Source organism: Paenibacillus sp. UNC496MF, from assembly GCF_900113915.1.
Taxonomy (GTDB): Bacteria; Bacillota; Bacilli; order Paenibacillales; family Paenibacillaceae; genus Paenibacillus_Z; species Paenibacillus_Z artemisiicola.
This window is the reverse complement of the sequence record NZ_FORE01000023.1, coordinates 1-12,109: the sequence shown is the minus strand read 5'-3', so window position 1 is coordinate 12,109 and position 12,109 is coordinate 1. Positions and strand designations below refer to the sequence as shown.

Annotated in this window: 13 protein-coding genes; all 13 read left to right on the top strand. The window is 61.5% G+C overall.

Annotated features, from left to right (window positions below; translation table 11 throughout):
• Positions 1-57: 57 nt before the first annotated feature.
• The 13 genes from hslO (at position 58) to lysS (ending at position 11,900) form a co-directional block, all read left to right on the top strand.
• Positions 58-969 carry an Hsp33 family molecular chaperone HslO gene (gene hslO, locus BMZ79_RS31860; protein WP_090648820.1) on the top strand — a complete coding sequence of 304 codons (912 nt, stop codon included), beginning with the start codon at positions 58-60 and terminating at the stop codon, positions 967-969.
• Positions 970-987: 18 nt separating this feature from the next.
• A complete protein-coding gene (locus BMZ79_RS31855) occupies positions 988-1,944 on the top strand; it encodes a peptidylprolyl isomerase (protein WP_090648818.1) in 957 nt (318 codons plus the stop codon).
• 114 nt (positions 1,945-2,058) lie between these two features.
• Complete coding sequence (gene cysK, locus BMZ79_RS31850; RefSeq protein WP_090648815.1) at positions 2,059-2,997, top strand: cysteine synthase A; 939 nt, start codon at positions 2,059-2,061, stop codon at positions 2,995-2,997.
• A gap of 310 nt (positions 2,998-3,307) precedes the next feature.
• The gene (locus BMZ79_RS31845; RefSeq protein WP_090648964.1) at positions 3,308-4,933 is read left to right on the top strand and encodes an anthranilate synthase component I family protein; all 1,626 of its coding nucleotides are present in this window, start codon (positions 3,308-3,310) and stop codon (positions 4,931-4,933) included.
• The gene (gene pabA / locus BMZ79_RS31840) at positions 4,914-5,495 is read left to right on the top strand and encodes an aminodeoxychorismate/anthranilate synthase component II (protein ID WP_090648813.1); all 582 of its coding nucleotides are present in this window, start codon (positions 4,914-4,916) and stop codon (positions 5,493-5,495) included. Before BMZ79_RS31845 ends, pabA begins: the two co-directional genes overlap by 20 nt.
• Complete coding sequence (locus BMZ79_RS31835; protein ID WP_090648810.1) at positions 5,492-6,364, top strand: aminotransferase class IV; 873 nt, start codon at positions 5,492-5,494, stop codon at positions 6,362-6,364. The genes pabA and BMZ79_RS31835 overlap by 4 nt, the downstream gene beginning before the upstream one ends.
• Positions 6,361-7,224 (top strand): dihydropteroate synthase, encoded by an 864-nt coding sequence (gene folP, locus BMZ79_RS31830; RefSeq protein ID WP_090648808.1) that lies wholly within the window; start codon positions 6,361-6,363, stop codon positions 7,222-7,224. The genes BMZ79_RS31835 and folP overlap by 4 nt, the downstream gene beginning before the upstream one ends.
• Before the next feature lie 73 nt (positions 7,225-7,297).
• On the top strand, positions 7,298-7,690 hold the full coding sequence (gene folB, locus BMZ79_RS31825) for a dihydroneopterin aldolase (protein WP_090648805.1): 393 nt from the start codon (positions 7,298-7,300) through the stop codon (positions 7,688-7,690).
• Complete coding sequence (gene folK, locus BMZ79_RS31820; protein WP_090648802.1) at positions 7,662-8,243, top strand: 2-amino-4-hydroxy-6-hydroxymethyldihydropteridine diphosphokinase; 582 nt, start codon at positions 7,662-7,664, stop codon at positions 8,241-8,243. Before folB ends, folK begins: the two co-directional genes overlap by 29 nt.
• Positions 8,195-8,407, top strand: coding sequence for a helix-turn-helix domain-containing protein (locus BMZ79_RS31815; RefSeq protein ID WP_090648799.1), 213 nt, complete (start codon positions 8,195-8,197; stop codon positions 8,405-8,407). The genes folK and BMZ79_RS31815 overlap by 49 nt, the downstream gene beginning before the upstream one ends.
• 77 nt (positions 8,408-8,484) lie before the next feature.
• Positions 8,485-9,516, top strand: a complete 1,032-nt coding sequence (gene dusB / locus BMZ79_RS31810; RefSeq protein WP_090648962.1) for a tRNA dihydrouridine synthase DusB — start codon at positions 8,485-8,487, stop codon at positions 9,514-9,516.
• A 250-nt stretch (positions 9,517-9,766) separates the two neighbouring features.
• Entirely contained in the window at positions 9,767-10,243 is a 477-nt protein-coding gene (greA, locus tag BMZ79_RS31805; protein WP_090648797.1) for a transcription elongation factor GreA, read from the top strand.
• Positions 10,244-10,388: 145 nt separating this feature from the next.
• Positions 10,389-11,900 (top strand): lysine--tRNA ligase, encoded by a 1,512-nt coding sequence (gene lysS / locus BMZ79_RS31800; protein ID WP_090648794.1) that lies wholly within the window; start codon positions 10,389-10,391, stop codon positions 11,898-11,900.
• The last annotated feature ends 209 nt before the right edge of the window (positions 11,901-12,109 follow it).

The window sequence follows — 12,109 nt, the reverse complement described above, 5'->3', positions numbered from 1 at the left end:
GCAACACCGACAGCAGGAATTCGACATATTTGCATCACCGAAGGAGGCCATCGCATCATGGCAGAAGAAACGAACAAGAAGCACGATTATCTCGTGCGGGGCACCGCCTGGAACGGCCAGCTGCGCGTGTTCGCCGTGCGGACGACGGAGCTCGTCGAGGAGCTGCGCAGCCGGCACCGGACGCTGCCGACGGCGACGGCGGCTCTCGGCCGGACCGCGACGGCGGGCGCCATGATGGGAGCGATGTTGAAAGGCAGCGAGAAGCTGACGATTCAGGTCAAGGGCGACGGTCCGGTCGGGCAAATCGTGGTGGACGCCAACGCGAACGGCGAAGTCCGCGGCTACGTCGACAACGGGCAAGTCCTGCTGCCGAGCAACGCGCTCGGCAAGCTGGACGTGGCCGGGGCGGTCGGACGCTCGGGCTACATCCACATCATCAAGGATCTCGGGCTGAAGGAGCCGTACCGCGGCAGCACGCCGATCGTGTCGGGCGAGCTCGCGGAGGATTTCACGTATTATTTCGCGACGTCCGAACAGACGCCGTCCGTCGTCGGGCTGAGCGTGCTGGTCGACGAGTACGGCGGCGTCATTTCGGCAGGCGGCTTCATCGTGCAGGTGCTGCCGGGCATGCCGGAGGACGAAGTCGCGAAGCTGGAGGCGGCGCTGGCCGGCTTGCCGGCGATTTCCGCTTTGATGGAACAGGGCGAGACGCCGGAGGGATTGCTGCGCTGGGTTGTAGGCAAAGACGTGCAGCTGATGGACGAATTGGGCGTCGCGTTCAAATGCCAATGCTCCAAGGAGCGCGTCGAGCGCACGCTGATCAGCCTGGGCGAGCATGAACTCAGACAGATTATTGAAGAAAACGGACAAGCTGAAGTCGAGTGCCATTTCTGCAACGAGAAGTATGTGTTTGACCGCCCGCAGCTGGAGATGCTGCTCGAACAGGCGAAGCCGAAACCGATGCAATAAATCGGAGGCCGAGCGATCATGAAGAAGGACCGGGTGCTGCAGGTAATCGTGCTGCTGCAAGCCTTATGTTTGATAGTGATGGCGCTGCTCGTCGTCTATCGCGTGCTGCTTCCGCCGAAGAGCGAGCCGCAGGTGCCGCCCGGCGGTGCGCAAGGACACAAGGACGCGCCCGCGATCGAGCCCGATCCGGTCGTAGCCAGGGTCGGCGACGAGCAGATTACGGAGAAGGAACTGAACGGCCGCTTGCGCACCCAATACGGCGACGCCGTATTGCGGACGCTCATGGTCCAAGCGGCCACCCGTTTGGAAGCGAAGGCATACGGGCTGAACGTGACGGACGGGGAAGTGGACGACGAGCTGGCGAGGATGATGACGGGGTACGACGGTCCGGAGGCGTATTACGACGCGATGAAAGAGCAGCTCGGCCTCTCGCCGGACGAGATCCGGGAGGACGCGAGATACCGGCTGCTGCTGGAGAAGATCGCGGTGCGGACCGCGGACGTCGGCGACGACGAGGTCGAGGCGTACATCGCGGACAATCCGCAGGAGTTCGCGCCGCACACGCAGCTTCGGATCGCGTGGATTTTGTCCAAGACGGAGAAGGACGCCGATGGCGTGATTCAGCGGCTGGAGGACGGCGAAGATTTCGAGCTGATGGCTAAAACCTACTCCGTCGACGCCGACACGGCGCAGGACGGCGGCGACCTCGGCTACATCGACGCGGACGATCCGCTCGCCGATCCGGCTATGCTTGCCGAGGCGAAAGAACTGAGCGTCGGGGAAACGACGGGTCCGGTTAAGGTCCGGGAGGGCTACGCCGTCGTGCGCCTCACGGAGAAGCAGACGGACGCGCAGATGGACCCGCGGAAGAGCCGCGATCAAGCGCGCATAGAAATCGCGATGGCCAAGCTGAACGGCCAGCAGGCGATCGAGGACGGCTTGCTCGCCAAATACCATGCGGCGGTCCTGCCATAGGCACCGGGACAAGGCGCCTATTCGACGAAACTCGCTATTGACAAGAGCTGGCACCGATTGATAAGATGTAAGTAAAACCTACTGATTTAGTCGGAATAAGGAGGAGCAACTTGCATGGCTAGGATTGTACAGAGCGTTACGGAATTGATCGGGGATACGCCGCTTGTCCGCTTGAATCGTCTGGTGCCCGAAGACAGCGCCGAAATCTACGTCAAGTTGGAATACCAGAATCCGGGCGCGAGCGTGAAGGACCGGATCGCCATCAGCATGATCGAAGCGGCCGAGCAAGAAGGACGCATCAAGCCGGGCGACACGATCGTGGAAGCGACGAGCGGCAACACCGGGATCGGGCTGGCCATGGTCGCCGCGGCGAAGGGCTACAAGGCGATTCTCGTCATGCCGGAAACGATGAGCATCGAGCGCCGCAACCTGCTTCGCGCTTACGGCGCGGAGCTCGTGCTGACGCCGGGGGCCGAGGGCATGAACGGCGCCGTCCGCCGCGCGGAAGAGCTGCGGGCCGAGAATCCCTCCTACTTTATTCCGGAGCAATTCAAGAACCAAGCGAACGTGAAAATCCACCGCGAAACGACCGGTCCGGAAATCGTCGAAGCGATCAACTCGCTGGACGGCAAGCTGGACGCGTTCGTGGCGGGCATCGGCACGGGCGGCACGATCTCCGGCGCCGGCGAAGTGCTGAAGCAGCATTTTCCGGGCATCAAAGTCGTGGCGGTCGAACCGGCGGCGTCTCCGCTGCTCTCCGGCGGTAGCCCGGGCGGCCACAAGATCCAAGGGATCGGCGCGAACTTCATCCCTGAGATTCTGAACCGCGAAATCTACGACCAAGTCATCACGATCGAGAACGACGAAGCGTTCGAAACGGCGCGTCGCGCGGCGAAGGAAGAAGGCATCCTGTGCGGCATTTCCTCCGGCGCAGCCATCTTCGCGGCGTTGAAAGTGGCGAAGGAGCTCGGCAAAGGCAAGCGCGTCGTGGCGGTCGTTCCGTCCAACGGCGAGCGTTACCTGTCCACGCCTCTGTTCAACTTCGAGAACTAATTCCGGCCGCTCGGCCAACCATACGAGGAGAGGACCCTGGCGAAGGGGTCCTCTTTTTGCATCCGGTTAGGCATGCCGGCCCGTCCTGCCGAGAACCGGCGCGTTTCTGTGCCGCTTAGACTCCGTACTCTCCGTGACTCGCCAACTCCGCGCCCCCGTGACACCGCACCACGGCGCACGGCGCCGCCGCACCTCGCTTTGACACAAGCGTCGCCCTTCCCTTTTCGGTTCAATTTCGGTATACTAGCTTCCAACCGAGAGCCTGAGGCTCGTGAGACGATGAACGGCAAAGAAGCGGAGGGCTTTGGACGTGGAACGGACTGCCTTGAACGATTGGCTGACCTGGCAGGCGCAGGGCTATACGTCGCTGCCGCTCGTGGTGCGGCGCCCCCTGGGCGGAGCGGAGGCCGGCCGGCCGGCTTCATGGGAGGCCGCCTGGCGGGAGGGCGCGCCGCATGCGTTCGTGCTGGAGAGCGGCAAGACCGGCCGGTACACGTATTTGGGCTTGGCACCGGCTTCCGTCATCCGCGGCGACTTAGTGCGCGGCGAAGCGGTGGACGCCTCGACCGGGAAGGTCACCGTATACGAGGAAAAGCCGCTGGAAGCGGTCCGCAGCTGGATGGGCGGGCGGCGGGCGCCCCGCGTGCCGGGCGCCCCGAAGTGGACGGGCGGCTGCGCGGGCTACTGGAGCTACGACGTCATCCGGACCATCGAGCGAATCCCGGAGCTGGCCGAGGACGATCTCGGGCTGCCGGACTATTTGTTCATGCGGATGGACGAGCTGTGGATTCTCGATCATGCGGCGATGCGCCTATATGCCGCGGTTCATACCGAGCTGCCTGCCGACGCCGCGCCGGCGGAGCTGGAGGCGCTGTACGCGCAGGCTTGCGCCCGGGCGGAACGGATGATGGCGCGGTGGACGTCATTCGCCGAAGGGCGGGCGGCGGTCCAAGCGGAGAAGCTCCGAGATGAGCGGCTGCGCTTCATGGCGGACGAGGCCGCGATCGTCGAGGCGGAGTCGGCGGACGGCATCGCGTCGCCTTTCGGCAAGGAGGCGTATGAAGCGGCCGTCGCGCGCATTCAAGCGTATATCGCGGCCGGCGACGTGTTCCAGGTGAATCTGTCCCGGCGGCAGGACCGGGCGTTCCGGGGCGATCCCCGCGAGCTGTACGAATGGCTGCGCCTCGTCAATCCGTCGCCGTATATGGGCTACCTGGGCGCGCCCGACTTTCAGCTTGTCTCCGCCTCGCCGGAGCTGCTCGTGGAGCTGGCGGACGGGAAGCTGGCGACCCGGCCGATCGCGGGAACGCGGCGCCGCGGGCGAACCGCGGAAGAAGACCGGCGGATGGCGGAGGAGCTGCTGGGCACGGAGAAGGAACGGGCCGAGCATATCATGCTCGTCGATCTGGAACGCAACGACCTTGGCCGCATTTCCGCCTACGGCTCCGTCAAGGTCGAGGAGCTGATGGTCATCGAGTACTACAGCCACGTCATGCATTTGGTCTCCCAGGTGGAAGGCATGCTCGCGGAAGGCAAGGACGCGTACGACGTCATCGCCGCGACGTTCCCGGGCGGCACGATTACCGGAGCGCCGAAGATTCGCACGATGGAGATCATCGAGGAGCTGGAACCGACGCGGCGCGGGCCGTACACCGGCTCCATGGGATGGATTGACTACAACGGGGATATGGAATTTAATATTATTATACGTACGATGGTCGTGAAGGACGATGTCGTCCATGTGCAAGCCGGCGCCGGCATCGTCATCGATTCCTTGCCGGAACGCGAGCATTTCGAGTCCATGAACAAGGCGAAAGCGCTGTGGAAAGCGATTCAATACAGCGAGCGGCGAGCGGCGCCGATCGGAGCATCGAGCGACGGCGGCCGGAACCACGCATCCGAAGGGGGAAACGCGCATGATATTGGTCATCGATAACTATGATTCGTTTACGTACAACTTGGTGCAATATTTAGGCGAGCTAGGCGAGGACATCGTCGTGAAGCGCAATGACGAGATCGACCTGGACGGCATCGCCGCGCTCAAGCCGGACCACATTCTCATTTCGCCGGGGCCGTGCAGCCCCGACGAGGCGGGCATCAGTCTCGCGCTCATCGACCGGTTCAAGGGCGAGGTCCCGATTTTCGGCGTCTGCCTCGGCCATCAGGCGATCGGACAAGCGTTCGGCGGCGACGTCGTGCGCGCGGATAAGCTGATGCACGGCAAAACGTCGCCGATCTTCCATGACGGCCGGACCGTCTTTGCCGGGATTCCTTCGCCGTACACGGCGACCCGGTACCACTCGCTGATCGTCAAGCGCGAGACGCTGCCGGATTGCCTCGAGATCAGCGCCGAGACGGAAGAAGGGGAGATCATGGGCCTTCGCCATAAGGAATACCCGATTGAAGGCGTGCAGTTCCACCCGGAATCGATCATTACCGAGCACGGGCTCACGCTGCTGCGCAATTTTCTCGGCATGCGCGCGGGCGCGGCGCGATGAACGTCGGATGGAATGGCGGCATCAAGCGCCAGGAGGAAGCCGTGATCTCGGTCTACGATCACGGTTTTTTGTATGGGATGGGCCTGTTCGAAACCTTCCGCACGTACGGGGGACGGCCGTATTTGTTGGAGCGGCACTTGGCCCGTCTGGCCGAGGGCTGCCGGTCGCTCGGCATTCGGTACGAGCCGGATGCCGGAGGCGTGCGGAGCTGGCTGCGGGAGCTCCTGGCGGCCAACGGGCTGGGCGAGGCGTACGTGAGATTGACGGTGAGCGCCGGAGAAGGCGTGCTCGGGCTGCCGGCCGGCGATTACGAAGCGCCGAACGCGCTGCTGCTGGTCAAACCGCTTCCTTCGGCTTCCCCGGAGGTATATAAGCATGGACGCGAGCTGGCGCTGCTGGCCACGCCGCGCAACACGCCGGAAGGGAAAGTTCGGCTGAAATCGCTGCATTACATGAATAATATCGTCGCCAAGCGGGAATTAACGGCAATAGGGGCGTCGCCCGGCGCGGAAGGCCTCATGCTGACGCGCGAGGGGCGGTTGGCCGAAGGCATCGCGAGCAATTTGTTCTTTGCGCGCGAGGGCCGCATTCATACGCCGGCGATCGAGACGGGCATCTTGCCCGGCGTGACGAGGCGGCGGGTCATCGAGCTCGCCGCCCGCGAAGGCATCGCGGTCGAGGAAGGCTTGTACGGCTGGGACGAGCTGGTTAGCGCCGACGAGGCATGGGTGACCAATTCCGTGCAGGAGCTGGTGCCGGTTACGACGCTTCGGGACCGCGAAGGCCGGACACGCGCGATGGGCGGCGGACAAGCGGGGCCGATCGCGAGCCGCCTGCTGGCGCTCTATCGGGAGGATACGAAGCAATGACGAAACCTTATCCGCTGCATCCGGAATGGCCGTTCCGGCGGACGTACTCGTTTCCGGGCGGCGTGAACCTGGAGCTCGGCAAACGCACGCTGATCATGGGCATCCTGAACGCGACGCCGGATTCCTTCTCCGACGGGGGACGCTACAATACCGTCGAAGCGGCGGTCGCCCACGCGCGGCAGCTGGCGGAGGAAGGCGCGGACATCCTCGACATCGGCGGAGAGTCGACGCGGCCCGGCTTCGCGGCGGTTCCGCTCGAGGAAGAGCTCCGCCGCGTGGTGCCGATCATTCGGGCCATCCGGGAGGCGCTGCCGGAGATGCCGCTGTCCATCGACACGTACAAGGCCGAGACGGCCAAGCAGGCGCTCGAAGCGGGCGCGCACATCATCAACGATATCTGGGGGCTGAAGGGCGATCCCCGAATGGCGGCGGTCGCGGCGGCCTGCCGCTGCCCGGTCATCATCAGTCACAATCGGCACGACCGGGACTACCGCGATTTGGCGGCGGACGTCATCTCGGACTTGCGCGGCAGCATCGCGCTCGCGCGGGCGGCCGGCGTATCGGATGCCGACGTTTGGCTTGATCCCGGGATCGGCTTCGCCAAGACGCACGACGACAACCTGGCGCTCATGAACGAGCTGCACCGGCTGACCGCGGAAGGGTATCCCGTTCTGCTCGGCACGTCCCGCAAGAAGTTCATTCGCGAGACGCTTGGTCTCGCGACGGACGAAGTCGCCTACGGCACGGCGGCCACGACGGTGCTCGGCATCGCCCAGGGCTGCCAGATCGTCCGCATCCACGACGTGCGCGCCAACCGCGAAGCGGCGGCGATGACCGACGCGATCGTCTACCCGCGTTAGCGGCGAAGAACCGGCGGCAAGATCGCCGCGTACATGCAAGCCCAACGAAGGAAAGGGGAATCGGAGGATGGCTATGGATACGATGACGCTCCGGGGAATGCGCTTTTTCGGGTACCACGGCGTGTTCCCGGAGGAGAACAAGCTGGGGCAGCAGTTTTTCGTCGATTTGACCTTGCGGCTCGACCTGTCGGAGGCGGCGGCGACCGACGACTTGGAGGCGACCATCAATTACGCCGAGGTCCACGCGTTCGTGAAGACGATCGTCGAAGGCCCGCCGTTCAAACTGATCGAAGCTTTAGCCGGTCACATTGCATCGGCCGTGCTCGACGCTTATACTAGTGTAAATGAAGTGACGGTTGCGGTAACGAAGCCGCATCCGCCGTTCGAGATTTATTTCGACGGCGTGACGGTGGAACTTTGCAGAAAGCGGGATGACCATGGAAGACAACAACCCGCCGGGAGATGACTTGCGGCCAAGCCCGCGGAGTCATGCGTTTCATACGGCTTATATCGCGCTCGGCTCCAATGTCGGAGACCGGGTTCGTCTGCTTCGCGACGCGCTGAACTTGCTGGGCGGGCATCCGGGCATCGAGGTGCTCCGGGTTTCGGCCGTATACGAGACCGAACCGGTCGGCTACACCGACCAGCCGGCATTTCTGAATATGGCCGCCGCCCTGGGCACGACGCTCGGGCCGCATGAGCTGCTGCGCGCCATGCTCGGCATGGAGAAGCAGCTCGGACGGACGCGGGACATCCGCTGGGGGCCGCGCACGATCGACCTGGATTTGCTGCTGTACGAAGAGACGGCGCTGGACGACGAAGAGCTGACGCTGCCCCATCCGCGGATGATGGAGCGGGCCTTCGTGCTCGTGCCGCTTGCCGACGTGCTGGAGAGCGGGCATCCGCTGCGCGGCCGGGCAGCGGATATCGCGCAGCGGGCCTTACAGGACAGAGGGGAAGGAATCGCGCTATGGAAAACGATCACTTGGCAGGGCGCGTCCGCGCATTCCGAAAACTGAAAGGATACACGCAGCAGGAGCTGGCCGCGAAGCTGGACGTTTCCGTCGCCGTGCTCGGCTCGTTGGAGCGGGGAACGCGCAAGCCGGACCCCAAGCTGCTGGAACGGATTTCGGAGGCGCTCGGCGTCAGCTACGCCGATTTGACCACCGAATCGCAATCGTAACGAAGGCTTCATAAGAATACTGGTTTTTGCATTCCCGCTATATTACCTCTGCGAGTCAGAAGGGAGACTGGATGTCCATGCTCAAAATCGGAAACATCGAGATGAAAAACAATGTCGTGCTGGCGCCGATGGCAGGTGTGTGCAACCCGGCTTTTCGACTGATCGCCAAAGAGTTCGGCACCGGCCTCGTCTGCGCCGAAATGGTCAGCGACAAGGCGATTTTGCACGGCAACAAGCGCACGATGGAAATGCTGTTCGTCGACGAGCGCGAGAAGCCGCTCAGCCTGCAGATCTTCGGCGGCGATCGCGAATCGCTGGTGGAAGCGGCGAAAATCGTCGACAAGCAGACGAACGCGGATATCATCGACATCAACATGGGCTGCCCCGTGCCGAAAGTGACCAAATGCGACGCGGGCGCCCGCTGGCTGCTCGACCCGAACAAGATCTACGAGATGGTATCGGCCGTCGTCGATGCCGTCGAGAAACCCGTTACCGTCAAAATGCGCATCGGCTGGGACAGCGAGCACGTCTACGCGGTCGAGAACGCCCGAGCCGTCGAGCGCGCGGGAGGCCAGGCGGTCAGCGTCCACGGCCGCACGCGGGAGCAATTGTATACCGGTACCGCGAATTGGGATATTATAAGGGATGTTAAGCAGGCGGTCTCCATTCCGGTCATTGGCAACGGCGACGTGTTCACGCCCGAAGACGCGCAGAAGATCCTCGACCATACCGGCTGCGACGGCGTCATGATCGGCCGCGGAGCCCTCGGCAACCCATGGATGCTGTACCGGACCGTGCATTATTTGACGACGGGCGAGCTGCTCGGCGATCCGACGCCGCGGGAGAAGATGGACGTCGCGATCCTGCACATGGACCGCCTCGTGAACCTGAAGGGCGAATCGACGGCGGTTCGCGAGATGCGCAAGCACCTGGCCTGGTACCTGAAGGGCATTCCGGGAGCGGCGCGCGTGAAGGACGTCATCATGGAAGAGACCTCCCGCGATAAAATGGTACGGATTTTGGGCGATTTTGTCGAAGCCTTGGGCGAGAAGAGCGAAGCTCCCGTGGCTTCGGTCGCATCGAACCGAGACGCGGTCGCCTACCACTGAACAGAGCGCAAAGGAGCCCCCGCGGCGCCTTTGCGCTTCGCCAAGTTAAGCGATTACATTTCGATTTCCCTTTCGTTGACATATAGTTGAACATGAAATATAATCTTCCAATAACAAACCGTCGCCAAGGGTTTTGGAACGTCGACCGATTTCCGCGCGGTGTCATCACGGGCATGGAGCGTAATATAGTAAGTAACAGTGAATTCATACTCCGTATGAATAAATGCCACACGACAGGAGAAATGGTACCATGAGCGATAAAGAGATTATTCTTACACAAGACGGTCTAACCAAGCTTGAGGACGAACTTGAAAACCTGAAATCCGTCAAACGGCGGGAAGTGGCGGAACGGATCAAAGTGGCGATCGGGTACGGCGACATCAGCGAGAACTCGGAATACGAAGACGCGAAGAACGAACAGGCTTTTATCGAAGGGCGAATCATTACCCTGGAGAAAATGCTGCGCAACGCCCGTATTATCAATAACGATGAAATCGATATCGATACGGTGAGCATCGGCTCGATCGTCACGGTAGAAGATCTGGAGTTCGGCGACACGATGGAATATACGATCGTCGGCACGGCGGAATCCGATCCGCTTCACAATAAAATTTCGAACGAAAGTCCGGTCGGCAAAGCGATTCTCGGCAAAACCAAAGGAACCATCGTGGAAGTCAGCGTGCCTGCCGGCATTATTCAATATAAAATCGTCGATATAAAGAAATAAACAGGCATGCCTTTCGAAAAAGCTTCCTTGTGGAAGCTTTTTTCAACATAGAGGACCATTTTTGCTGTAGAGTAAGGATTAGGCGTAACCCGTCGCGGCGGCGAAAAACCGGCCGGCGGGCGGAATCAGAAGGAGATGAATCGCGTTGGAGCAAGGAAACGGTACGAATGAACAAGAGTTAAGCGAACTGCTGCGAATCAGAAGAGAGAAGCTCGACGACCTGCGGAACCTCGGAATCGACCCGTTCGGCGGGAAGTTCGAGCGGTCCCATCAGGCCCGGCAAATTCTGGCGGCCTATGACGAAGTGGGCAAGGACGAGCTTGAAGCGCAAGGCGCCGACGTGGCGATCGCGGGACGGATCATGCAGAAGCGCGCCATGGGCAAAGCCAGCTTTGCGCATATTCAGGACTTGAGCGGCAAAATCCAAATCTACGTCCGCAAGGACTCCGTGTCGGAGTCGCAATACCAAGCGTTCGACATGCTCGACATCGGCGACATCATCGGCGTTCGCGGCACCGTGTTCAAGACGAACACGGGCGAGACGTCCGTCAAGGCAAAAGAAATCGAAGTGCTGTCCAAATCGCTGCTTCCGCTGCCGGACAAGTTTCATGGCTTGAAGGACGTCGAGCTGCGGTACCGCCAGCGTTACGTGGATCTGATTACGAATCCCGAAGTGCAGCAAACGTTTATTTCCCGTTCCCGCATCATCCAGTCGATGCGCCGGTATTTGGATTCGCTCGGTTATCTGGAAGTCGAGACGCCGACGCTTCACGCGATCGCCGGCGGCGCGGCCGCTCGCCCGTTCATCACGCACCATAACGCGCTCGACATGCAGCTGTACATGCGGATCGCGATCGAACTGCACTTGAAGCGCCTCATCGTCGGCGGCATGGAGAAAGTATACGAGATCGGCCGCGTGTACCGGAACGAAGGCATTTCGACGCGCCACAATCCGGAATTCACGATGATCGAGCTGTATGAAGCTTATGCCGACTACAAGGATATCATGGCGCTTACGGAGTCGCTGATCGCGCATATCGCGCAGGAAGTGCTGGGCACGACCAAGATCATGTACCAAGGCCAGGAGGTCGACTTGTCGCCGCCGTGGCGCCGCGTCTCCATGGTGGATCTGGTCAAGGAAGCGAAAGGCATCGATTTCAGCCAGCCGATGACCGATGAAGAAGCGCATGCGCATGCCAAAGCCCATCATGTCAAAGTAGAGCCGCACTGGACGTTCGGCCATATTCTCAATGCCTTCTTCGAGGAGTTCGTGGAACACACGCTCATTCAGCCGACGTTCGTCACGGGTCATCCGGTCGCCATTTCGCCGCTGGCGAAGAAGAACGACGCGGACCCTCGGTTCACCGACCGGTTCGAGCTGTTCATCGTGGCGCGGGAGCATGCGAATGCGTTCACGGAGCTGAACGATCCGATCGACCAGCGCCAGCGTTTCGAAGCGCAGCTGTTGGAGAAGGAACAAGGCAACGACGAAGCGCACGAGATGGACGAAGATTTCATCCGCGCCCTGGAATACGGGATGCCGCCGACCGGCGGTCTCGGCATCGGCATCGACCGGCTGGTCATGCTGCTGACCGACGCGCCGTCGATCCGGGACGTGCTGCTGTTCCCGCTCATGCGGGAGCGCGCGGGCGAATAATAAGAACGACGGAACGCAGGGGCGCACCCTGCGTTCTTTTTGTTTCCCGATGAGCTGTTAACCAATTAAAAAAGTTTGAAAAAAGGGTTGCATGATTATGTATGTCTATGATATATTAATCAAGTCGCCGCTGAGACATGGGCGAACGAGCGAGAAACATTTGTTCCTTGAAAACTGAACAATGAGCGACCTGTCAAAAGGTTTGAACA

Excerpts from the sequence above, each read along its gene's own strand:
- greA (WP_090648797.1), top strand. The coding sequence starts at position 9,767 with ATGAGCGATAAAGAGATTATTCTTACACAAGACGGTCTAACCAAGCTT.
- BMZ79_RS31855 (WP_090648818.1), top strand. The coding sequence starts at position 988 with ATGAAGAAGGACCGGGTGCTGCAGGTAATCGTGCTGCTGCAAGCCTTA.
- pabA (WP_090648813.1), top strand. The coding sequence starts at position 4,914 with ATGATATTGGTCATCGATAACTATGATTCGTTTACGTACAACTTGGTG.
- BMZ79_RS31815 (WP_090648799.1), top strand. The coding sequence starts at position 8,195 with ATGGAAAACGATCACTTGGCAGGGCGCGTCCGCGCATTCCGAAAACTG.
- folB (WP_090648805.1), top strand. The coding sequence starts at position 7,298 with ATGGATACGATGACGCTCCGGGGAATGCGCTTTTTCGGGTACCACGGC.
- BMZ79_RS31835 (WP_090648810.1), top strand. The coding sequence starts at position 5,492 with ATGAACGTCGGATGGAATGGCGGCATCAAGCGCCAGGAGGAAGCCGTG.
- folK (WP_090648802.1), top strand. The coding sequence starts at position 7,662 with ATGGAAGACAACAACCCGCCGGGAGATGACTTGCGGCCAAGCCCGCGG.
- folP (WP_090648808.1), top strand. The coding sequence starts at position 6,361 with ATGACGAAACCTTATCCGCTGCATCCGGAATGGCCGTTCCGGCGGACG.
- dusB (WP_090648962.1), top strand. The coding sequence starts at position 8,485 with ATGCTCAAAATCGGAAACATCGAGATGAAAAACAATGTCGTGCTGGCG.
- hslO (WP_090648820.1), top strand. The coding sequence starts at position 58 with ATGGCAGAAGAAACGAACAAGAAGCACGATTATCTCGTGCGGGGCACC.
- cysK (WP_090648815.1), top strand. The coding sequence starts at position 2,059 with ATGGCTAGGATTGTACAGAGCGTTACGGAATTGATCGGGGATACGCCG.